This window comes from Streptomyces sp. NPDC048277, assembly GCF_040652235.1.
Classification (GTDB): domain Bacteria; phylum Actinomycetota; class Actinomycetes; order Streptomycetales; family Streptomycetaceae; genus Streptomyces.
In genome coordinates, this window is record NZ_JBEZLQ010000017.1 from 219443 (window position 1) to 240416 (window position 20974).

General features: G+C 71.9%; 23 protein-coding genes. 11 read left to right on the forward strand and 12 right to left on the reverse strand.

The annotated features are described in order from the left end of the window. Nucleotides 1-112: 112 nt before the first annotated feature. Genes AB0D85_RS32825 through AB0D85_RS32835 form a run of 3 tightly spaced genes read left to right on the forward strand, consistent with a single transcriptional unit; the run spans nucleotide 113 to nucleotide 2004 of the window. The gene (locus AB0D85_RS32825; RefSeq protein WP_362328272.1) at nucleotides 113-520 is read left to right on the forward strand and encodes a hypothetical protein; all 408 of its coding nucleotides are present in this window, start codon (nucleotides 113-115) and stop codon (nucleotides 518-520) included. A gap of 16 nt (nucleotides 521-536) precedes the next feature. Continuing rightward, the gene (locus AB0D85_RS32830; protein ID WP_362328274.1) at nucleotides 537-1244 is read left to right on the forward strand and encodes a CPBP family intramembrane glutamic endopeptidase; all 708 of its coding nucleotides are present in this window, start codon (nucleotides 537-539) and stop codon (nucleotides 1242-1244) included. A gap of 25 nt (nucleotides 1245-1269) precedes the next feature. Next, nucleotides 1270-2004: a maleylpyruvate isomerase family mycothiol-dependent enzyme gene (locus AB0D85_RS32835; RefSeq protein WP_362328276.1), complete on the forward strand. Its 735-nt coding sequence runs from the start codon at nucleotides 1270-1272 to the stop codon at nucleotides 2002-2004. 9 nt (nucleotides 2005-2013) lie between these two features. Here the strand turns inward: AB0D85_RS32835 and AB0D85_RS32840 are convergent, their stop codons facing one another. After that, a complete protein-coding gene (locus AB0D85_RS32840; protein ID WP_362328278.1) occupies nucleotides 2014-2406 on the reverse strand; it encodes a MarR family transcriptional regulator in 393 nt (130 codons plus the stop codon). A gap of 86 nt (nucleotides 2407-2492) precedes the next feature. Between AB0D85_RS32840 and AB0D85_RS32845 the strand changes: the two genes are divergently transcribed. Both AB0D85_RS32845 and AB0D85_RS32850 read left to right on the forward strand, forming a co-directional pair. Then, nucleotides 2493-3977: an MFS transporter gene (locus AB0D85_RS32845; protein ID WP_362328280.1), complete on the forward strand. Its 1485-nt coding sequence runs from the start codon at nucleotides 2493-2495 to the stop codon at nucleotides 3975-3977. A gap of 101 nt (nucleotides 3978-4078) precedes the next feature. Further along, nucleotides 4079-4363 (forward strand): DUF6332 family protein, encoded by a 285-nt coding sequence (locus AB0D85_RS32850; protein ID WP_362328282.1) that lies wholly within the window; start codon nucleotides 4079-4081, stop codon nucleotides 4361-4363. On the opposite strand, the gene AB0D85_RS32855 is transcribed toward AB0D85_RS32850, so the two are convergent. The 3 genes from AB0D85_RS32855 to AB0D85_RS32865 form a co-directional block, all read right to left on the reverse strand. After that, complete coding sequence (locus AB0D85_RS32855; RefSeq protein WP_362328284.1) at nucleotides 4324-4989, reverse strand: response regulator transcription factor; 666 nt, start codon at nucleotides 4987-4989, stop codon at nucleotides 4324-4326. The genes AB0D85_RS32850 and AB0D85_RS32855 overlap by 40 nt on opposite strands. Beyond that, entirely contained in the window at nucleotides 4986-6218 is a 1233-nt protein-coding gene (locus AB0D85_RS32860; protein WP_362328286.1) for a sensor histidine kinase, read from the reverse strand. Before AB0D85_RS32860 ends, AB0D85_RS32855 begins: the two co-directional genes overlap by 4 nt. A 91-nt stretch (nucleotides 6219-6309) precedes the next feature. Beyond that, nucleotides 6310-6972: a TetR/AcrR family transcriptional regulator gene (locus AB0D85_RS32865; RefSeq protein WP_362328288.1), complete on the reverse strand. Its 663-nt coding sequence runs from the start codon at nucleotides 6970-6972 to the stop codon at nucleotides 6310-6312. A 238-nt stretch (nucleotides 6973-7210) separates the two neighbouring features. Between AB0D85_RS32865 and AB0D85_RS32870 the strand changes: the two genes are divergently transcribed. Beyond that, a complete protein-coding gene (locus AB0D85_RS32870; protein ID WP_362328290.1) occupies nucleotides 7211-8314 on the forward strand; it encodes a medium chain dehydrogenase/reductase family protein in 1104 nt (367 codons plus the stop codon). Nucleotides 8315-8325: 11 nt separating this feature from the next. On the opposite strand, the gene AB0D85_RS32875 is transcribed toward AB0D85_RS32870, so the two are convergent. Next, complete coding sequence (locus AB0D85_RS32875; RefSeq protein WP_362328292.1) at nucleotides 8326-9537, reverse strand: GDSL-type esterase/lipase family protein; 1212 nt, start codon at nucleotides 9535-9537, stop codon at nucleotides 8326-8328. A gap of 34 nt (nucleotides 9538-9571) precedes the next feature. Continuing rightward, nucleotides 9572-10141, reverse strand: a complete 570-nt coding sequence (locus AB0D85_RS32880) for a WHG domain-containing protein (protein WP_362328294.1) — start codon at nucleotides 10139-10141, stop codon at nucleotides 9572-9574. An 85-nt stretch (nucleotides 10142-10226) separates the two neighbouring features. On the opposite strand from AB0D85_RS32880, the gene AB0D85_RS32885 reads away from it, so the two are divergent. Next, complete coding sequence (locus AB0D85_RS32885) at nucleotides 10227-10718, forward strand: FBP domain-containing protein (RefSeq protein WP_362328296.1); 492 nt, start codon at nucleotides 10227-10229, stop codon at nucleotides 10716-10718. Nucleotides 10719-10747: 29 nt separating this feature from the next. On the opposite strand, the gene AB0D85_RS32890 is transcribed toward AB0D85_RS32885, so the two are convergent. Continuing rightward, entirely contained in the window at nucleotides 10748-11452 is a 705-nt protein-coding gene (locus tag AB0D85_RS32890; RefSeq protein ID WP_362328298.1) for a TetR/AcrR family transcriptional regulator, read from the reverse strand. Nucleotides 11453-11675: 223 nt separating this feature from the next. Here AB0D85_RS32890 and AB0D85_RS32895 point away from each other — a divergent pair, with 223 nt between their 5' ends. Further along, entirely contained in the window at nucleotides 11676-12125 is a 450-nt protein-coding gene (locus AB0D85_RS32895; RefSeq protein ID WP_362328300.1) for a nitroreductase family deazaflavin-dependent oxidoreductase, read from the forward strand. On the opposite strand, the gene AB0D85_RS32900 is transcribed toward AB0D85_RS32895, so the two are convergent. Continuing rightward, complete coding sequence (locus AB0D85_RS32900) at nucleotides 12115-13407, reverse strand: geranylgeranyl reductase family protein (RefSeq protein WP_362328302.1); 1293 nt, start codon at nucleotides 13405-13407, stop codon at nucleotides 12115-12117. The two genes, AB0D85_RS32895 and AB0D85_RS32900, sit on opposite strands and share 11 nt — an antisense overlap. Nucleotides 13408-13626: 219 nt before the next feature. Here AB0D85_RS32900 and AB0D85_RS32905 point away from each other — a divergent pair, with 219 nt between their 5' ends. The 3 genes from AB0D85_RS32905 (at nucleotide 13627) to AB0D85_RS32915 (ending at nucleotide 16835) form a co-directional block, all read left to right on the forward strand. Further along, nucleotides 13627-14979: a dipeptidase gene (locus AB0D85_RS32905; RefSeq protein ID WP_362328304.1), complete on the forward strand. Its 1353-nt coding sequence runs from the start codon at nucleotides 13627-13629 to the stop codon at nucleotides 14977-14979. A gap of 67 nt (nucleotides 14980-15046) precedes the next feature. After that, on the forward strand, nucleotides 15047-15769 hold the full coding sequence (locus AB0D85_RS32910) for an MBL fold metallo-hydrolase (RefSeq protein WP_362328306.1): 723 nt from the start codon (nucleotides 15047-15049) through the stop codon (nucleotides 15767-15769). 10 nt (nucleotides 15770-15779) lie between these two features. After that, complete coding sequence (locus AB0D85_RS32915; protein ID WP_362328308.1) at nucleotides 15780-16835, forward strand: protein kinase family protein; 1056 nt, start codon at nucleotides 15780-15782, stop codon at nucleotides 16833-16835. Here the strand turns inward: AB0D85_RS32915 and AB0D85_RS32920 are convergent. From AB0D85_RS32920 to AB0D85_RS32935, 4 genes are read right to left on the reverse strand one after another with little or no spacing between them, the layout of a single operon-like run. After that, nucleotides 16808-17860, reverse strand: coding sequence for an oligopeptide/dipeptide ABC transporter ATP-binding protein (locus AB0D85_RS32920; RefSeq protein ID WP_362328310.1), 1053 nt, complete (start codon nucleotides 17858-17860; stop codon nucleotides 16808-16810). The two genes, AB0D85_RS32915 and AB0D85_RS32920, sit on opposite strands and share 28 nt — an antisense overlap. Beyond that, complete coding sequence (locus tag AB0D85_RS32925) at nucleotides 17857-18960, reverse strand: ABC transporter ATP-binding protein (RefSeq protein WP_362328348.1); 1104 nt, start codon at nucleotides 18958-18960, stop codon at nucleotides 17857-17859. The genes AB0D85_RS32920 and AB0D85_RS32925 overlap by 4 nt, the downstream gene beginning before the upstream one ends. Nucleotides 18961-19007: 47 nt before the next feature. Continuing rightward, entirely contained in the window at nucleotides 19008-19928 is a 921-nt protein-coding gene (locus tag AB0D85_RS32930; RefSeq protein WP_362328312.1) for an ABC transporter permease, read from the reverse strand. Continuing rightward, entirely contained in the window at nucleotides 19921-20907 is a 987-nt protein-coding gene (locus AB0D85_RS32935; RefSeq protein ID WP_362328314.1) for an ABC transporter permease, read from the reverse strand. Before AB0D85_RS32935 ends, AB0D85_RS32930 begins: the two co-directional genes overlap by 8 nt. Nucleotides 20908-20974: the final 67 nt, after the last annotated feature.

The following is a 20974-nucleotide window of genomic DNA, read 5'->3' on the forward strand; positions in this document are numbered from 1 at the left end:
CACCGGCCGCCGCATCCGGAAGATCCCGAAAGCGCACGCTCCCCCACGCCCCCGCACTCCCCCCGCGCAACAAAAGGTGCGGAGCCGCACCGGGTATCCCATCGTGGTGGGCATGGCCCAGGCCCAGATGACCGAGAGTCCCAGTCCCTCACCACCTGCGGCCAAGCCGACGCTTCCCCCGCCGACCCCGACGGTGGCCGGCTCGACGGCCGGCGCCGGCGCGTTCCCGCTGCCGCGCCGCTTCGCCGATAGGACCGGTGTCGCGGGCGCGCCGATCGCCCGGGTGATCGCGGGCGCCGGCCTGCCGACTCCGGCCCCGGTCCTCCGGATACCGGCACCGCGGCGGGCGGACCCGGCCGCCGGCGGGCCCGAAGCACCTTCTCGTCCCGCCAAGGCACTGGGGCTGCCGGAGCTGCGCGTCGTGGAGACCGGCGGTGACGTCGACGCCGAACCGGGCCGGGGGCGCGGCGGCGGGCACTGTACGGCCTGTCCGCCGGTCCGTGACCCGGTCGAGTTCTGACCCGCCCGGCCAGGAGATGCCGTTTCCCCGGCTCCCCACCCGGACGGCCCTGGTGGCCGCGTTGGCCGTGCTGGTGGCGGCGAACCTGCTGAACAACCGCTGGGCCCCGTCCTGGTCCCTGCTCACCGCGGTCGCGGCCTCGGCGGTCCTGGTGGCTGTGCTGTTCTGGGCCGGGGGCAGTCTTCAGGAGCTGGGTCTCGGCCGGGACACCCTTGCGGACGGAGCTCGTTGGTCCGTCGCCCTGATCGGGATCGTCGCGATGGTCTATCTGTGCGGGGCCCTTCTGCCGGTCACCCGCGGCCTGTTCGAGGACCGGCGGACCAACGCGCTCGGCGGCTCGGCGATCGCCTTCAGGGCGCTGGTGGCGGTGCCCGTGGGGACGGTACTGCTGGAGGAGATCGCCTTCCGCGGCGTCCTGTTCGCGCTGCTGTGCCGCCTGCGGACGGCGACGACCGCCGCCGTCGTCTCCTCGGTCCTCTTCGGGCTCTGGCACATCCTGCCGTCGTTGAACCTCAACAGGGACAAGCCGACGCTGGGTTCGGTCTTCGGGCACTCGGTCGCCGGGGCGGTCCTGGTGGACCTCGGGGCCGTACTGTTCACCGCCGTGGCGGGATGTCTGCTGTGCTGGCTGCGCGACCGCAGCGGCTCCCTGCTGGCACCGATGGCCCTGCACTGGGCGGTCAACGCGCTGGGGTACACGGTGGGTTTCCTGCTGCGCCAGTGACGGCCGCATCGGGCAGACTCGCGGCATGGAGACTGCCGAGTATCTTCAGATCCTGGACCGGGAGGGCCGGGCGCTGGGCGCGGCCGCCCTGGAAGCGGGGCTCACCGCCGAGGTGCCGACCTGCCCGGGCTGGCAGGTGCGCGACCTGCTGCGGCACACGGGCACGATCCACCGGTGGGCCACCGGTATCGTCGCCGACGCCGCTCCCGAACGCCGTCCCGTCCCGGACCCGCCGGCCCTCGACGGCACCGAGCTGACCACCTGGTACCGGGACGGCCACCGCGGCCTCGTCGACACCCTGGCCACCGCGCCGCAGAACCTGACGTGCTGGACCGTGCACCCGGCCCCGGCCCCCTCGCCACTGGCCTTCTGGGCCCGCCGCCAGGCCCATGAGACGACCGTCCACCGGTACGACGCCGAGGCGGCGCGGGGCGGTCCGGCGTCCCCGATCGGCACGGACTTCGCGGTCGACGGCATCGACGAACTGCTGCGCGGCTTCCACGCCCGCCCTCGCAGCCGGCTGCGCACCGAGGTCCCCAAGGTGCTGCGGGTACGCGCCCTGGACGCGGACACGGCCTGGACCGTACGGCTGTCCCCCGAGCCGCCCGTGACGGAGCCCGGCGCAGGGCATGACGCGGTCACCGAACTCGCCGGTCCCGCCGACCAGTTGTACCTGGCACTGTGGAACCGGGTGCCCGTGCCGAGAGTGACCGGCGATCCGGAACCGGCCGAGCTGTGGCGCACCAACTCCGCGATCTGAACGGCCGGTTCAGCCGGCCAGCATCCGGATCAGCACCGCGCGCTGCACCGGCAGCACCTCGCCGTGCAGCGCGCGCCCCTTCCCGGTGAGCGCAACCCGCACGCCCCGCCGGTCCTCCGGGCACATGGCCCGCTCGACCAGGCCGTCCTTCTCCAGCCGGGCGATCAGCCGGGACAGCGCGCTCTGACTGAGGTGCACCCGCTCGGCGATCTCCTGGACGCGGTAGCTGCAGGCGCCGTCCGCGGCCTGACCGTCGGAGAGCAGGTCGAGGACCTCGAAGTCACTGGCGCACAGGCCGTGGCCGTGCAGGGCGCGGTCGAGCTCGCACTGGGTACGGGCGTGCAGAGACAGAATGTCCCGCCACTGCTCCACGAGCGCCTGTTCGGGCTTCTTCGCCGCCATCCCGGCACCGTAGCAGAGAAACGGGATTGTTGCATCGTAATTAAATGCACTTGCATTCGATGCATGCGCATGTACTGTCTGGGGTCATGACCTCTCCGCTCACCGCTCCCGCCGACCCGTTCTCGGCGGTCCGCTGGACTCCCCGCCTCTGGGGCACCCTGCTGGTGCTCTGCGCCGCGATGTTCCTGGACGCCCTGGACGTGTCGATGGTCGGCGTCGCCCTGCCGTCGATCGGCTCCGATCTGCACCTGTCGACGTCGACGCTGCAATGGATCGTCAGCGGCTACATCCTGGGATACGGCGGCCTGCTCCTGCTCGGCGGCCGCACCGCGGACCTGCTCGGCCGGCGCCAGGTGTTCCTGGTGGCCCTCGGCGTCTTCGCGCTCGCCTCGCTGCTCGGCGGCCTGGTGGACTCTGGCCCGCTGCTGATCGCGAGCCGCTTCATCAAGGGCCTGAGCGCCGCCTTCACCGCTCCGGCCGGCCTCTCGATCATCACGACCACGTTCCCCGAGGGCCCGCTGCGCAACCGCGCCCTCTCCATCTACACCACCTGCGCGGCCACCGGCTTCTCCATGGGCCTGGTGCTGTCCGGCCTGCTCACCGAGGCCAGCTGGCGCCTCACCATGCTGCTGCCCGCCCCCATCGCCGTGATCGCGCTCCTCGCCGGCCTGAAGCTGCTGCCGCGCAGCGCCCGCGAACGCGACCACAACGGCTACGACATCCCCGGCGCCGTCCTCGGCACCGCCTCCATGCTGCTGCTGGTGTTCACGGTGGTGGAGGCTCCGCAGGCCGGCTGGGCATCGGCCCGCACCCTGCTGTCGTTCCTCGCCGTCGCCGCCTTGCTGACCGTCTTCGTCCAGGTCGAGCGCCGCTCCCCCGGCCCGCTCGTCCGCCTCGGCGTGCTGCGCTCGGGCCACCAGATCCGCGCCCAGCTCGGCGCGGTCGCCTTCTTCGGCTCGTACGTCGGCTTCCAGTTCCTGACCACCCTGTACATGCAGTCGCTGCTCGGCTGGTCCGCGCTGCACACCGCGCTGGCCTTCCTGCCGGCGGGCGCACTGGTGGCCGTGTCCTCGACCAAGGTCGGGGCGATCGTGGACCGCTTCGGCACCCCGCGGCTCATCGCGGCCGGCTTCGCGCTGATGGTCCTCGGATACGCCCTGTTCCTGCGCGTCGATCTCACCCCGGTCTACGCGGCGGTGATCCTGCCGTCGATGCTGCTGATCGGCGCGGCCTGCGCCCTGGTCTTCCCCTCCCTCAACATCCAGGCCACCAACGGGGTGGACGACCATGAGCAGGGCATGGTCTCCGGACTGCTCAACACCTCGGTGCAGGTGGGCGGCGCGATCTTCCTGGCGATCGTCACCGCCGTGGTCACCGCCGGCGCCCCCGCCCATGCGACCCTGCAGGCGGTGCTCGACAGCTACCGTCCCGGCTTCATGGTCGTGACGGGCGTGGCCCTCGCCGGGCTGCTGATCACGCTGACGGGACTGCGCACCCGGCGTCCGCGGCAGAGCGTCGTGATCGCCAAGTCCACCTCGCTGGAGGCGGAGCGCGTGTCCGTGCGCGACTGAGCACGATGGGGGGACTGCGGGGGTCCGAGGGGGACGCCTCCGAACGTGCGCCCGGCGGGGGCTGGTTGCTCCGCCGGGCGCACGGCTGTGAGACTGGCGGGATGACGAGTCACGGGGGACGACGCGGTCAGGCCGAGCGGGACGCCATCACCGTCGAGATCGGATACGCGCTGTGCAGCGCGGTGTTCGCGGCGGCGGTCGTCTTCGGGGTGGTGGCCGGCCCGGCACTGCTGTTCCGACTGCCCACCGGTTTCGAGCGCGTTCTGCCCCTCGTGGGCGTGGCACTCGCCACCGTGGTGTTCGTCGCCCGGGTCGTCAGCGTGCTCGTCCGTTTCCGGCAGTCGTCTCAGCCCAGCCAGCCCGGCCGTACCAGCCCCGACTCATAGGCCAGGACGACCAGTTGGGCCCGGTCGCGGGCGCCGAGTTTGACCATCGCGCGGCTCACATGGGTCTTGGCGGTGAGGGGGCTGACCACCAGACGGCGGGCGATCTCCTCGTTGGACAGGCCGATGCCGACCAGCGCCATCACCTCCCGTTCCCGCTCGGTGAGCTGGACGAGGGCGTCGGCGGCGGCCGGTTCCTTGGAACGCGCCGCGAACTCCGCGATCAGCCGTCGCGTCACCCCCGGCGACAGCAGCGCGTCCCCGCCCACCACGGCCCTGACGGCGCGCACCAGTTCCTCGGGTTCGGTGTCCTTCACCAGGAAGCCGGAGGCGCCGGAGCGGATCGCCTCGAAGACGTACTCGTCGAGCTCGAACGTCGTCAGCATGACCACCCTGACATCCGTCAGCTCCTTCTCCCCGGTGATCCGGCGGGTCGCCTTCAGGCCGTCGAGCCGCGGCATCCGGATGTCCATCAGGACGACGTCGGGGCGCAGTTCACGCACCTTGCGCACCGCCTCCTCGCCGTCCGCCGCCTCCCCGGTCACCTCGATGTCGGGCTGGGCGTCGAGCAGCGCCCGGAAACCGGCCCGCACCAGCGACTGGTCGTCGGCGAGCAGTACCCGGATCATCGGTCCTCCCTGTCGTCGAAGGGCAGTACGGCAAGCACCCGGAAGCCACCGCCGTCGCGTGGCCCCGCCTCGATCGTGCCACCGAGCGCGGCCGCCCGTTCCCGCATCCCGGCCAGCCCGTTCCCGCTGCCACCCGCGTCCGCGCCGGTCGCGGGCCCGTCGTCGTCGATCCGCAACCGCAGCTCCCCGCCCCCGCGTTCGAGCCGCACACGCGCGTGCCGCGAACGGGAGTGCCGCACGACATTGGTGAGCGCCTCCTGCACGATCCGGAAGGCGGCCAGGTCGGCGCCGGGCGGCAGCCGCGGCGGCTCCCCCTCGACCGTCACCGTGAGCCCGGCGCCCGCCGCCTGTTCGACCAGTTCCGGCAGCCGCCCGAGGCCGGGCGCCGGTGTGCGCGGCGCGTCTCCCGGGGCGCGCAGGGTGTCGAGCACCTGACGGACCTCCCCGAGGGCCTCCTTGCTGGCGGCCTTGATGGTGGTGAGCGCGGCCCTGGCCTGCTCCGGGTCGGAGTCCAGGAGCGCGAGGCCCATGCCCGCCTGGACGTTGATGACCGAGATGCTGTGGGCGAGCACGTCGTGCAACTCGCGGGCGATCCGCAGCCGTTCCTCGTCCGCCCGCCGCCGGGCGGCCTGGGCACGGTCGGCCCGCTCCCGCGCCCACTGCTCGCGCCGCACCCGGGCCAGCTCGGCCACGGAGACGATGATCAGCACCCAGGTGGCGATGATCATCTCCTGGCCGAGGGCGGCGCCCCCGTCCCCCGGCGGCGGCAGCCATCGGTACAGCCAGAGCGAGATCAGCAGGTGCCCGCCCCACAGCATCCCGACGGCCGCCCAGGCGGCCCGGCGGTGCCCGGCGACGATCGCGCCGAAACAGGCCACGGCGACGGCCGCGAAGAGCGGCCCGTACGGGTAGCCGGCGCCGAGGTAGACCAGGGCGAGCCCCGCCGTGCCGAACGCCACCGGCACCGGGTGCCGGTGCCGCCACAGCAGCAGGACGCAGGTGACGAGGATCAGCAGGCGGGCCGGCCCGTCGAGGGGTTCGCGGTGCGGCTGCTGGCGGGCGGCGAAGTTCGAGCCGGCCAGGACGAGGGCGGTGAGCAGCACGGTGGAGCGCCACGGCAGGCGGGAACGGGCCGGCTCGGCGGCGCCGTCGTCGGTGCGGTGCCACCACGGGGGTCCGTAGCGCCACCACTGCGCGGGGCCGCGCTCCCGTACGCGCTGCTCGTCCATGACCGCCACGCTAGACGCCGTCGGCCGGGGCGGGCGTCAGCCCGGCGAGGTGATCACGCGTACTCCCCGGGAAGTAGGCCGCCGCGCACGGTCAGCGGCCGGACGACAGCTCCGCCACCTCGGCGTCGAACAACCGGTCCGGGTCGAAGCCCATGCCGGTGAAGTGCCCGGCGAGTTCGAGGGAGAGCACCCCGTGCATGCGGGTCCAGAACGCCAGCGCCCGCCGCAGCACCCAGGGCGGCGCGGGGTGGTCGCCGGCCCAGTGTCGGTGCTGGGAGAGGTGCGCGGTGAAGCCGGCGGAGGCCGGCGCGGGCGCCTCGAGCGCGGCTCCCGCGAAGACGTCGAGCAGGGCAGCCATGATCTCCTGGGCGATCGCGGTGATGTCGTCCGGCGCGTGATAGCCGGGGACCGGGGTGCCGTAGACGAGGAAGTACCGCTGGGGGTCGTCCAGCGCCCAGCGACGCAGGGCGCGCGCGAGGCCTTCGACGCCGGCACCGGAGTCGGCCGCGGCGCGGAAGGTGTCGGCCAGGCCGCGGTAGGCGTCCCGGATCAGCTCGGTGATCAGCTCGTCGCGGCTGCCGTAGTAGCGGTAGAGGGCGGGACCGCTCATGCCCAGTTCCTTGGCGATCGCGTTCAGGGACAGGCCCGACGCGCCGGACTTGGCCAGCTGCTCCCAGGCGCGCGCCTTGATGTCCGCCCGCACCTGGCTCCGGTACCGCTCGCGGGGGCTCACCGCGTCCGCGTCTGCCGCCATGGCCGTCACGCTCCTCTCGCTCTGACCTGCCGGGCTTCCGAGTTCCCGGGTTCTGGGTCCCCAGCTTCAGGGTTGTTCGTTTCACCTTATCACTTTCGAGAGTGGCTCTAACGAACGCGATGGCATCCTCCGCAGTGAGCGCTTGACACTTTCGCGAGTAGCCATCATGTTAGTTATAGCTTCTAACGCAAGCGAGTAGCTCTCTCGCTTGCGAACGGATCTACACACGGAGGTCGTCATGGGAACTGCCGAAATTGCCGGAACCGCTGGAATCGCCGGAAACACCCAGCTCGTCGAGGTCGTCCTGCCGGGCGTCGTGGAGCCCGAGGGGCTGCAGCTCCGGCACCGGGAGGTCCCGGCCCCGGGCACCGGCCAGATCGTCGTACGGGTGGAGGCGACCGGCGTCTCCTTCGCGGAGCAGCAGATGCGCCGCGCCCGCTACTACGACCAGCCGCCCTTCCCCTTCGTCCCCGGCTACGACCTGGTCGGCACGGTGCTCACGGCCGGTCAGGGGGTCGCGCCGGGACTCGTCGGCAAGCGGGTGGCGTCACTGGTCAAGGTCGGCGGCTGGGCCAGTCACGTCGTGCTCGACGCGGCCGACGCCGTGGAGGTGCCCGCCGGGGTCGGCGCCGTGGAGGCGGAGACGCTGGTGGTCAACGGCATCACGGCCTGGCAGATGCTGCACCGCAGGGCCAAGGTGCGCCGGGGCGGCACGATCCTGGTGCACGGCGCCAACGGCGGGGTCGGCACGGTCCTCGTCCAGCTCGCCCGCGCGGCGGGTCTGCACGTGATCGGCACGGCCTCCGTTCGCCATCACGACGCGCTGCGGGACCTGGGCGTGACCCCGGTCGACTACCGCGCCGAGGACGTCCCGGCCCGGGTCCGGGAACTGGCGCCCGGCGGTGTCGACGCCGTCTTCGACCACCTGGGCGGCCGCAGCGTGATCGACTCCTGGCGGCTCCTCGCCCCGGGCGGCACCCTCGTCTCGTACGGCAGCGCCACCACCCGGGACGACTCGGGCTCCAAGCAGTGGCCCGTACTGAAGATCCTCGGCCGGGTGTGGCTGTGGAACGCGCTGCCCAACGGCCGGCACGCGTACTTCTTCAACGTCTGGGAGGGCCGCGCCCTGAACAAGAACCGTTTCCGGGCCCGGCTGAGCGCCGACCTCACCCAGGTGTTCCAGGCCCTCCAGCGCGGCGAGGTCTCCGCGCACGTCGCCGCCCGGCTGCCCCTCACCCGGGCCGCCGAGGCCCTGCGGCTCGCCGAGTCGGGGACGGTCGCGGGGAAGGTCGTACTCATCCCGGACACCGGCGACGGGGCCTCGGCCGCCCCCGCGCAGTGAGGACCGCCGGCTCAGCGGCCGCCGCCCGCGAACGCCCCGCCGTCGGCGAACGCTCCGCCGTCCGCGAAGGCCAGCGAGGCGAAGCGTTCGCCGATCCGGCGATGGGTGGCCGCGTCCGGGTGGAGCTGGTCGGGCAGGGGGAGTTCGGCGGAGTCGGCCTCGCCGTAGAGGGCACGTCCGTCGAGGTGGTGGAGGTGGGGGTCGTCGGCCGCGCGCTGGGCGACGATCCGGGCCAGTTCGTCCCGGATGACAGCCAGGGTGAGCTTGCCGCTCGCGCGCTCGGCCGGGTCGCCGACGGCCGTGAAGGTGAGCCGGCCCGCGGCGAAGGAGCTCAGGTCCATGGCGGTCGGACCGGGCGTGTCCTCGTGGATGGGGCACAGGATCGGCGACACGACCAGCAGCGGAGTGGTGGGGTGCCCCTCGCGGACGGTGTCGAGGAAGCCGTGGACGGCGGGACCGAAGGCCCGCAGCCGCATCAGGTCGGCGTTGACGACGTTGATGCCGAGTTTCAGGCTGATCAGGTCCGCGGGGGTGTCCCGGACGGCGCGGGCGGTGAACGGGTCGAGCAGGGCGCTGCCGCCCAGCCCCAGGTTGACCAGCTCCACACCGGCGAGCGCGGCCGCGAGCGCGGGCCAGATGCCGGTGGGGCTCGCCGCGTCCGAGCCGTGACTGATGGAACTCCCATGATGCAGCCAGACCTTGCAACCGCGGCCGGGTACGGCGGCGAGCGGGGCGTCGGTGCGCAGCGCGACCAGTTCGGTGGTCTCGTTGTGCGGCAGCCAGATCTCGACGTCCTTATCCTTCGGGGGCAGGCCGGTGAAGCGGAGGGTGCCGACCGGTCCGGAGCGCAGCTCCATCGTCCCGGCGCTCATGTCGACGACCTGGACCTTGCCGCCGGTCACCACACCCTGGCCGGCCAGGGTGCCGTCGACGAGCAGGTCGTACACGCCGTCCGGGCGGGGTGGTGCGCCGACGTAGAGCCGCTTGGTGGGCAGGGTGTCCAGTTCCACGGCGGTGGCGCGGGTGCGGAACACCAGTCGTACGCCGGAGGGCTGGGACTCGACCATGGCGAGCTGCGGGTCGGCGCACTGGGCGCGGGCCCGGGCGGGGAGGCGGTGCGGCAGGATGCCGTGCTCCGTGTGCTCCAGGTCGAGGGCTCCGCGCAGCAGGCCGGGGGTGATCGGGGTGGTGATCCAGCGGGGGTCGTGGTGGTCGGTGTTCATCGCCTCTGCCTGGGGGCTGGTGGATACGTGGGGTTCAGGTGCGGGGCCAGGTGCGCAGCAGGGCGTCGAGGGCGTCCAGGATGCGGGTCCAGGACTCCTGGCTGTCGGGGGCGCTGTGGCTGAAACCCCCGCTGAGTTCCAGGTCGACATAGCCGTGGAAGACGCTGCCGAGCATCCGGACGGCATGGGTCTCGTCCGGTTCGGTCAGGTCGTAGCCGCGCAGGATCGCCCGGGTCATCTGCGCGTGCCGGATCCCGGCGCTGGCCGCCGCCGTGTCCGGGTCGAGGCGCAGCCGGGCCGCCGTGTAGCGGCCGGGGTGGGCGCGGGCGTAGTCGCGGTACGCGCCGGCGAACGCGACGAGGGCGTCCCGGCCGGCCCGGCCGGCCAGCGCCTCGGCGGCCCGGTCGGCGAGTTCCTCCAGCGCCAGCAGGGCGATCCGGGTCCGCAGGTCCTGGGAGCTCTTCACGTGCGAGTACAGGCTCGCGACCTTCACATCGAACCGTCTGGCCAGCGCCGAGACGGTCACCTGGTCGAAGCCGGCCTCGTCGGCCAGTTCGGCTCCCGCGCGGACCAACCGCTCCGTACTCAGTCCCACTCGCGCCACAGCCGCACCTCCACTTCCACTTCCCCTCTCGCCTGAATGGATTATGCAGTTGCCTAAACCTTTTAGGCAATTTAGCGTGCCACACATGAGGCAGCTGAGTGAGCAAGAGATCCGCGCCGCGTTCGTGAACTGCACGAAGGGCGCGGCGAAACGCCTGACCATCCCGCACGACCTGGACGAACGGCCTTGGGCCGACCTGGACTACTTCGGCTGGCGCGATCCCCAGGCACCCGACCGCGCGTACCTGGTCACCGAGTCGGACGGCCATGTCCGGGCCGTGGCGCTGCACTGTCCGAGCCCCTCCTCCTGGCAGACCCGGCGCAGCATGTGCTCGATCTGTCTGACCACGCACACCGGCGGTGTCTCGCTGATGGTCGCCGCGAAGGCGGGGAAGGCCGGGCAGCAGGGCAACTCCGTGGGCGCCTATCTCTGCAGCGACCTCGCCTGTTCGCTGTATGTGCGGGGTCTGCGGGACGCGGGCATGGGCGGGCGCATGCCGGAGTCGCTCACCCTGGAGGAGAAGATACGGCGGACCGTGACGAACCTCGCCGCGTTCCTGGGCAAGGTGACGGACTGACAGCCGGTGGGGACGCCCGCCGGACCCTGCTACGGGAAGACCAGCCCCACTCCGTGGGCAAGCTGGCCTGCCGCGTGCCGGAAGAACCGCTCCCGGTCCTCCACGACCCCCTTGAACTGGCCGAACAGCTCGAACCCGACCAGCCCGAACAGCTGGGCCCACGCCGCGGTCATCGCCACGACCACCTCCGGCGGGAGGCCGGGCATCAGCTCGTCGGCCATCCGCCGGGCCTCGGGCGCGAGTTCGGCGGGTACGGGGGTACGGGCCAGGCCGCGTCGCTCGAACGCCTCGCGCACGATGCCGATCAGCACGAAGGCGACGCGGGCGGCCGGCTGGATGGTCGTGTCCGGCGCCGAGTAGCCGGGCACCGGCGAACCGTAGATCAGCGCGTACTCGTGCGGATGCGCCAGCGCCCAGCCGCGCACCGCCTCGCACACGGCGACCCAGCGCCGCGCGGGGGCGGCGTCGGCGTCCGCGTCGACGGCGGCGGCGTGCGCGGCCTCGGCGGCCTCACCGAGGGAGTCGTAGGCGTCGATGATCAGGGCGGTGAGCAGGTCGTCGCGGCTGGGGAAGTAGCGGTAGAGCGCCGACGAGACCATGCCGAGTTCGCGCGCGACGGCCCGCAGGGAGAGCTTGGCCGCACCTTCGGCCGCGAGTTGTCTGCGCGCCTCGCCCTTGATGGCGGCGGTGATTTCCGACCTGGCTCGCGCACGGGCGCCCTGTGGGGTGGTCATGAGCAGCAGTTTGCCATGTTTGCAGAGCGGTGCACACGGTTTGGAGCAGTGCACTCGAAATTGAGCACCGATCTGCCTTCAGTGCGCCGATCCGCCTTCAGCGCACCGATCTCAAACAAGTGCGGCGCACACTAAAGAGAGCACTGCTCTTGCTTTGGATCGCCGATCTCCCCCACACTGGAGTCGAGCGAGAGCACCGCTCTCCCGAACTGTGGGGGTCACCGTGTCGACACACGTCCAGAAGCCCGGCTGGTTCACCGTCAACATCTTCAACCGGGCGGTGGCCTGGCTCACCCGGCGCGGTCTCAGCATCTGGGGCTCCCGCGTCCTCGCCGTCCGGGGACGCAAGAGCGGGGAATGGCGCACCACCCCCGTGAACCTGCTGACCGTCGACGGACAGCAGTATCTGGTCGCGCCGCGCGGCCACGTCCAGTGGACCCACAACATGCGCGCCGCCGGCGGCGGCGAACTGCGGCTCGGCAAGAACGTGGACGTCTTCACCGCCACCGAGGTCGCCGACGACGACAAGGTCGAGTTGCTGCGGGCCTACCTGAAGCGCTGGAAGGCCGAGGTCGGTGTCTTCTTCAACGGGGTCGGCCCCGACTCCCCCGACGCCGACCTGCGCCGCATCGCTCCCGACCACCCGGTCTTCCGGATCGCCGTCACGAGGTGACCGAGCCCTCGCTGTCCGTGTCGTCCGCGTCCACCTCGGCGGTCCGCTCCGCGGCGACCGGCTCCGGAACGAGTGAGGTGAGGGCGCGCTGGGCCAGCGGGTGGGAGCGGACGAGCTCGGCGAGGGACGTCCTGCCCTGGGTGATCTCCTTGAACGCGCGCCAGGCGGGGCGGAAGCCGGTCAGGGCCGCGTGGAAGAGCCCGGGCCGGCGCTCGAAGGCCGCGAGCATCCGCTTGCCGACGCTCATCTCGACACCGAGGCCGGCCTTGACGGCGAAGGCGTAGTTCAGCGCCTGGCGGCGGGTGTCGACGGCGTCGTGGGCCTCGGCGATCCGGACCGCCCACTCCCCCGCGAGCCGCCCCGAGCGCAGTGCGAAGGAGATGCCCTCGCGGGTCCAGGGCTCGAGCAGGCCCGCCGCGTCACCGCACACGAGCACCCGGCCCCGGGAGAGCGGCGAGTCGTCGGCGCGGCAGCGGGTCAAGTGGCCGGAGGAGATGCTCGGTTCGAAGCCGGCGAGGCCGAGCCGGGCGATGAAGTCCTCCAAGTAGCGCTTGGTGGCGGCGCCTTCGCCGCGCGCCGAGATCACGCCGACGGTCAGGGTGTCGCCCTTGGGGAAGACCCAGCCGTAACTGCCGGGCATCGGGCCCCAGTCGATGAGGACGCGGCCCTTCCAGTCCTCGGCGACCGTCTCCGGAACCGGGATCTCCGCCTCCAGGCCGAGGTCGACCTGGTCGACCTTCACCCCGACGTGGGCGCCTATCCGGCTGGCGCTGCCGTCGGCGCCGACCACCGCGCGGGCCAGCAGAGTCTCGCCGCCCTGGAGGACGACCGCGACCGTGCGCCGGTCCGGGACGGCCGAGCCGTGCTGTTCGACGCGCTGCACGGCGGCGCCGGTGCGCAGTTCCGCGCCCGCCTTCTGGGCGTGCTCGACCAGCTGCTGGTCGAACTCGGGCCGGTTGATCAGCCCGAACATCATCTGCTTGGAGCGGCGGGTGCGGGTGAACCGTCCGTTGTTGGAGAAGGTGACCGCGTGCACCCGGTCCCTGAGGGGCAGCTCGAAGCCCGGCGGGAGCGCGTCGCGCGAGGGGCCGATGATGCCGCCGCCGCAGGTCTTGTAACGGGGCAGCTCGGCCTTCTCCAGCAACAGCACGCGCCGTCCGGCGACCGCCGCCGCGTAGGCGGCCGAGGCCCCGGCGGGTCCCGCGCCCACCACGACGACGTCCCACACCCGCTGCGCGTCGTCCGCCTGCACGTCGTCCGCCGAAGAATTCTCGCCGCTCACGATGGTCCGCTGCTCCGATCAAGCCGTAGAAGCCGTATCAAGCCATGTCAGGCCGTGGGCCGGGCCCTGTCCGTCCAAGCCGTGGGTCACGCCCTTGTCCGTCCGGAAGCCGACACCTGTCACCTGTCCCCCGCATCCTACGGCGGAGATCGCCGCAGGCCGCTGTGGGAGGATCCATGTACTCACCAGTTCAACGTCGCACCCACGAGGAGCGTGCCCATGTCGTCCAATCCGGTCGCCGAGACCGTCGCCGCCCTGCTGCCCCGGGCCAAGGCGGAGCTCGCCGAGCTGGTGGCCTTCAAGTCGGTGGCGGATTTCGCCCAGTTCCCGAGGAGCGAGAGCGAGGGCGCCGCGAACTGGGTCGCCGACGCGCTGCGCGCCGAGGGCTTCGTGGACGTCGCCGTACTGGACACCCCGGACGGCACGCAGTCGGTGTACGGCCACCTGCCTGGGCCGGAGGGTGCCAAAACGGTCCTGCTGTATGCGCACTACGATGTCCAGCCGCCGTTGGACGAGGCCGCCTGGACCACCCCGCCGTTCGAGCTGACCGAGCGCGACAGCCGCTGGTACGGGCGCGGTGCCGCCGACTGCAAGGGTGGCGTGATCATGCACCTGCTGGCGCTGCGCGCGCTGAAGGCGAACGGCGGCGTCCCGGTCGACGTCAAGGTGATCGTCGAGGGCTCGGAGGAGCAGGGCACCGGCGGTCTGGAGCGCTACGCCGAGCAGCACCCCGGGCTGCTGGAGGCGGACACGATCGTCATCGGCGACGCGGGCAACTTCCGCGTCGGGCTGCCGACGGTGACCACGACCCTGCGCGGCATGACCCTGGTCCGCGTCCAGATCGACACGCTCCAGGGCAATCTGCACTCCGGCCAGTTCGGCGGCGCCGCCCCGGACGCGTTGGCCGCGCTGATCCGGGTGCTGGACTCGCTGCGCGCCGCGGACGGTTCGACGACGGTCGACGGGCTCGCGCCGGAGACGGGCTGGGAGGGCCTCGCGTACGACGAGGAGCAGTTCCGCAAGGACGCCAAGGTGCTGGACGGTGTCGAGCTGATCGGTGACGGCTCGGTCGCGGACCGCATCTGGGCCCGTCCGGCGGTCACGGTGCTCGGCATCGACTGCCCGCCGGTGGTCGGCGCCACCCCGTCGGTGCAGGCGAGCGCCCGCGCCCTGGTCAGCCTCCGGGTGCCGCCGGGCACGGACGCGGCCGAGGCGAGCAAGCTGCTGCAGGCCCACCTGGAGGCGCACACCCCGTGGGGCGCCCGGGTGCGCACGGAGCCGGTCGGCCAGGGCCAGCCGTTCCGCGCCGACACCACCAGCCCGGCGTACCAGGCGATGGCCGACGCGATGGCGGTCGCCTACCCGGGCGAGACGATGCAGTACGCCGGTCAGGGCGGCTCCATCCCGCTGTGCAACACCCTCGCGAGCCTCTACCCGCGGGCGGAGATCCTGCTGATCGGCCTCAGCGAGCCGGAGGCGCAGATCCACGCGGTCAACGAGAGCGTGTCCCCCGAGGAGCTGGAGCGGCTGTCGGTGGCGGAGGCGCTGTTCCTCCGGAACTACGCGGGCTGACGCCCGGCCGCTCTGCCCTCGGCAGAGGACCCTCGCCCCGGGCGGGGGTCCTCCCTACGGTCGGGGCATGGACGTCATCGAGCTCCTCCCCCGGCTGCACCTGCTGCGCTTCCCGGTCGGCCAGGCCTATCTCTGGCACGACCCGGACACCGGCGCCTCGACGCTGATCGACGCCGGCCCGCTCGGCTCGGGTCGGCCGGTCGCCGACGCGCTCACCGCGCTGGGGCGGTCCCCTTCGGCCGTACGACGGATCGTCCTCACCCATTTCCACGAGGATCACGTCGGCGGGGCGGCCGAGTTCGCGGCCCTCGGCGGAGCCGAAGTGCTGGCCCACCGCCTGGACGCGCCGGTGATCCGGGGTGAGATCCCGGGCCCGCCACCGGTGTTCGAGGAGTGGGAGCTGCCGATCCACGCCGAGGTGGCGAAGCGACTGCCCACGGGCAAGCCCGTCCGGCCGGACGAGATCACCGAAGTCTCCGACGGGGACGTCCTGGACTTCGGGGGCGGTGCCCGGGTGGTGCATGTCCCGGGTCACACACACGGCAGCATCGCGCTCCATCTCCCGGCGCACGGCGTGCTGTTCACCGGGGACTCGGTGGCGGCCGTGTCGGTCACCGGTGCGGTGATCCTCGGGGTGTTCAACCTCGACCGGGCCCGGGCCCTCGCGTCCTTCCGCCGGCTGGCCGCGCTGGACACGGAGATCGCGTGCTTCGGCCATGGTGATCCGGTGACCGCGAACGCGTCGCAGGTGCTGGCCGAATCCGCGGACACCTACGGGCCGCCGCGGTGACCATGGGGGCATGACCGACACCACGCGCCGCATCGCCGCCCACACCGACATCGCAACCTCCCTGGCCCTGCTGAGCGATGTCGAGCTGGCCGAACTGGTCGCGGCCGGCGAGCCGCTCGGCACCGGGATCGGTGGCAGAGCGGTGCGGATTACGGTGGACGGCAGCCCGGTGTTCGTGAAGCGGATCCCCCTGACCGACCGGGAGCGGGACCCGCTGCACGCCCGCTCCACCGCGAACCTCTTCGGCCTTCCGCCGTACTGCCACTACGGCATCGGCGCCGTCGGCGGCCCGGGGTTCGGCGCCTGGCGGGAGCTGGCCGCGCACACGGAGACGACGAACTGGGTGCTGGCCGGCCGCTTCCCCGGCTTCCCGCTGCTGCACCACTGGCGGACCCTGCCCGACACACCCCACCCGCTGCCCGACGAACTCGCGGACATCGAAAGGGCGGTGGCCTACTGGGGCGGCGCCGCCGGCCTGCGTGAACGCATCGAGGGCCTGCGGGACGCCTCCGCGAGCCTGACCCTGTTCCTGGAGCACTTCCCGTCCACCCTGCACGAGTGGCTGGACGCCGAACTGCGCACGGAACGGGCGGATGCGGCCTGCACCCGAGTGGCGCGGCGACTGGAGGAACTGACCGCCTTTCTCCGGACGCGGCAACTCCTGCATCTGGACGCCCACTTCCGCAATGTCCTCACCGACGGCCGGCAGCTGTACCTCACCGACTTCGGGCTCTCGCTCAGCTCCCGCTTCCGGCTGGCCCCGGACGAGCGGGACTTCTTCGACCGGCATCGCCACTACGACAGCGCGTACTCCGCCTACTTCCTGGTGATCTGGCTCGTCACCGCCCTGTACGGATACCGGGGCGAGGAGCGTGCGGAGTTCGTGCGCGCCTGTGCCGAAGGGAAGCGGCCCGAGGGGATCCCGCGGGCCGCCGCCGAGCTGCTGCTCCGGCACGCCCCGCTCGCCGTGGGCATGGAGGTCTTCTGCCGGAGGCTGGGGCAGGAGAGCCAGCTGACGCCGTTCCCGTACGTGGACGGTTACAGCAGCTGCACGCTCTCCGCGTAGTGGCAGGCGACCGGGTTGCCGCCGCCCCGGTCGACGAGGTCCGGTACCTGTTCGACGCAGGCGGTGCGTTCGCTGTCGGTGAGTTGGCCCGCGAACTTGGGGCAGCGGGTGCGGAAGCGGCAGCCGCTCGGCGGGCGGACCGGGCTCGGGACGTCCCCCTGGACGGTGATCCGTCTGCGGGCGCGTTCCTTGCGCGGGTCGGGCAGCGGGATCGCGGAGACCAGGGCCTGGGTGTAGGGGTGTGCGGGGCGGGCGAAGAGCTGCCGGGCGGGGGCGATCTCGACCAGGCGGCCCAGGTACATGACGGCGACCCGGCTGGCGACATGGCGCATGACGGAGAGGTCGTGGGCCACGAAGAGGAAGGACAGGCCGAGTTCGGCCTGGAGGTCCATCAGCAGGTTCAGGATGCCCGCCTGGATCGACACGTCCAGTGCGGAGACCGGTTCGTCCAGGACGATCACCTTGGGGCGCAGCGCCAACGCGCGGGCGATGCCGATGCGTTGGCGCTGTCCACCGGAGAACTCGTGCGCGAACCGGTTGCCGTGTTCGGGGTTGAGGCCGACGAGCCGGAGCAGTTCGCGCACCTCGTCGCCGGCGCCGGGGCCGTAACGGCCGTGGATGCGCAGGGGTTCGGCGACGATCTCGTGGACGGAGATACGGGGGTCCAGGGAGGCGTACGGATCCTGGAAGACGATCTGCAACTCGCGGCGCAGGGGCCGCATCTGGCGTCGGCTCAGTTCGGTGAGGTCGTGGCCCCGGTAGCGGACCGTGCCGGAGGTGGCGTTCTCCAGATGGAGCAGGGTGCGCGAGATCGTCGTTTTGCCGGAGCCGGACTCGCCGACCAGGCCGAGCGTCTCGTTCTCGTGCAGGTCGAAGGAGACCCCGCAGACGGCGTGCACGTCACCGATCCGGCGGGGGACGACGCCCTTGGACATTACCGGGAAGTGTTTGACGAGGTCGCGGACCTGGAGGACGGGTTCGCCGGTGCCGCCGTGGCCGGGCAGCGGGGGCAGCGGATCGGTCATCGGGCATCGTCCTCCTGGTCGGCGAACCGGGCCAGGGCCTCGGTGTCGGCGCCGACGGCGTCGAAGACCTCGCCGGCCGCCGCGTCGACGAGTTCGTCGGCGAAGTGGCAGGCGCTGTGGTGGGCGTCGGATCCGGCCGGGCGCAGGGCCGGTTCGGTGGTGTCGCAGGGCTCCCGGCGCATCGGGCAGCGGGGTGCGAAGGGGCAGCCCGGTGGCAGGTTGAGCAGCGAGGGCGGGGAGCCGGTGATGGGGGTCAGCCGGTCCTCCTCGCGGTCGAGGCGGGGCAGGGAGCCGAGCAGGCCGAGGGTGTAGGGCATGCGCGGGGTGTAGAAGATGTCCTCGACCGAGCCGGTCTCCACAATCCGCCCGGCGTACATGACGGCGACCCGGTCGGTGTGGCCGGCGACCACTCCGAGGTCGTGGGTGATCAGGACGAGCGCGGCGCCGGTCTCGGCGCGGGCGGCCTCCAGGGCCTCCAGGATCTGGGCCTGGACGGTGACGTCGAGGGCGGTGGTGGGCTCGTCGGCGATGATCACGTCCGGGTTGTTGGCGATCGCGATGGCGATGACGACCCGCTGGCGCATACCGCCGGAGAGCTCGTGCGGATAGCTGTCGACGCGCCGTTCGGGGCTCGGGATGCCGACCGTGCCGAGGAGTTCCACGGCGCGTTCGCGGGCCGGGCGTTTACCGAGCCGGGGGTTGTGCCGGAGCAGGGTCTCGGCGATCTGGTAGCCGACCGTGTAGACGGGGTTGAGGGAGGTCATCGGGTCCTGGAAGACCATGGCGATGCCGCTGCCCCGCACGTCGGACAGTCGGGCGTCGGACATGCCGAGCAGTTCGTTGCCCTCGAACCGCACGGAGCCGCGCACCCGGGCCGAGCCGGGCAGCAGCCCCATCACGGCCAGTGCGGTGACCGACTTGCCGGAGCCGGACTCGCCGACGATGCCCAGTGCTTCGCCCCGCTCCAGCCGGTAGCCGACGCCGCGTACGGCCCGTACGGCACCGTCCTCGGTGGGGAACTCCACGCTGAGGTCCTCGACTTCGAGCACGGCTCCGGACTCCTCGCCCCTGCCCACCACCCTGTCGATGCCCTTGCTGATGCCGGTGCCGTCGCCCGCGCCGTTGCCGTTGCCTGTGTCGGTGGCCGTCACTGTCGCACCCTTTGCTGCCGGGGGTCGAAGGCGTCGCGCAGCCCGTCGCCGATGAAGTTGATGGTGAGGGCGATGGCGATGATGAAAGCGCCGGGGATGTAGAAGAGCCAGGGCCGGGTGTCGACCGCCGTCTGCGCCTGGGCGACGAGCAACCCGAGGGAGGTGTCGGGGGGTTGGACGCCGAAGCCGAGGAAGGACAGGGCGGTCTCGGTGAGGATGCCGGTGGCGACCAGGATCGTGGCGTTGACGATGATCGGGCCGAGCGCGTTGGGCAGCAGATGGCGGAAGATGATCCGGGTGTCGGAGGCGCCGAGCGCCCGGGCCGCCTCCACGAACTCCTTCTCGCGCAGCGATAGTACGGACGAGCGCACCACACGCGACACGTACGCCCAGGTCAGTCCGGCGATCACGACGGCGATCCAGTACCAGGAGCCGCCGCTGCGCGAGGAGATGACCAGCGCGATCGCGAACAGCGGGAGCGTCAGCACGAGATCGGCGATGCGCATCATCAGCGCGTCGACGAAGCCCCGGTAGAAGCCCGCCACCGCTCCCCACACCGCGCCGACCAGGGTGGAGCCGAGCGCGATCAGGATGGCGATCTTCAGGGAGGTCTGGGTGCCGCGCATCACCTGGGCGTAGGCGTCGTACCCGGAGGAGTCGGTGCCGAACGGGTGCTTCCAGGAGGGGGGTTGTGAGTTGTCGGGGGTGTACTTGGCGTACGAGTAGTGCCAGAAGTGCGGGCCGATGAACGCCCACAGCACGATCAGCACGAAGACGACGAGGCTGATCATCGCGGCCCGGTGGCGCAGGAAGCGGCGCAGGACGAGCTGGGCCTGGCTGCGCTGCACGACGGTGAACTCGTGATCCGTGGGTGCCGGTTGGGTGCCGGTCGGCCCGAGTGCCCCGATGTCAGTCATAGCGGATCCTCGGGTCGAGTACGGCGTAGAGGAGGTCGGCGAAGAGGTTGAAGACGATGACGACGACGGCTGACAGCAGCAGCCAGGCCATGGTCCGGTAGACGTCGAGGGTGGTGGCGGCCTGGACGAGCATCTCGCCCATGCCGTGCCACTGGAAGATCGTCTCCGTGATGACCGCGCCGCCGAGGATGATCGCGATGTCGAGGGCGGTGACGGTGGCGAGCGGGATCAGCGCGGTGCGCAGGGCGTGCCGGGTGAGCACTTTGCCGCGCCGCAGCCCCTTGGCGCGGGCGAGCCGGACGTAGTCGCTGTCCATGACCTCGAGCATGGAGGCGCGGGTGTAACGGGTCCAGGAGGCGAAGGAGACGAGTGCGAGGGTGATGGTGGGCAGGATGAGATGACCGATGCGGTCGGTGAACTCGTTCCAGGTGGTGTCCACTTCGAGGTACGGCGACTTCTCCCCGATGGTCCCGAGGAACTGGCTGCCGGTCTCCTGGTTGAACCAGATGCCGGCCTGTTTGAGCAGTACGGCGAACCAGAACACGGGCATGGCGAGGAACAGGAAGCCGAAGAAGGTGATGGTGTAGTCGGCGGCGCTGTACTGGCGGATCGCGCTGAACACGCCGAAGACGACGGACATCACGAGGGCGAGCAGCATGGCGGCGGCGACCAGGGTGACGGTGACCCGGAAGCGGGTGAACAGGTCGTGCCCGATGTCGAAGTTGGCCTGGACGGACGGGCCCCAGTCGCCGTGCAGGACGCCGGTGATCCAGTTCCAGTAGCGCTCCACGGCCGGCTCGTTGGCGTGGATGTGCCGGGCGAAGGCGGCCACGGCGGCCTTGCTGGGCGGGGGTTGCCGCGAGGTGGCGAAGTTGGCCACCGGGTCGCCGGAGTTCACGACGACCAGGAACACGAGGAACGTCGAGACGATCAGTACGGGTATCGAGACGAGGATGCGGCGCACGGCGTAGGCGAGCATGGGGTCTTCTCTCGCGGAGGCCCGGCCCCGGGGTCACCGGGGCCGGGAATCGGATCCGACTGGGTCC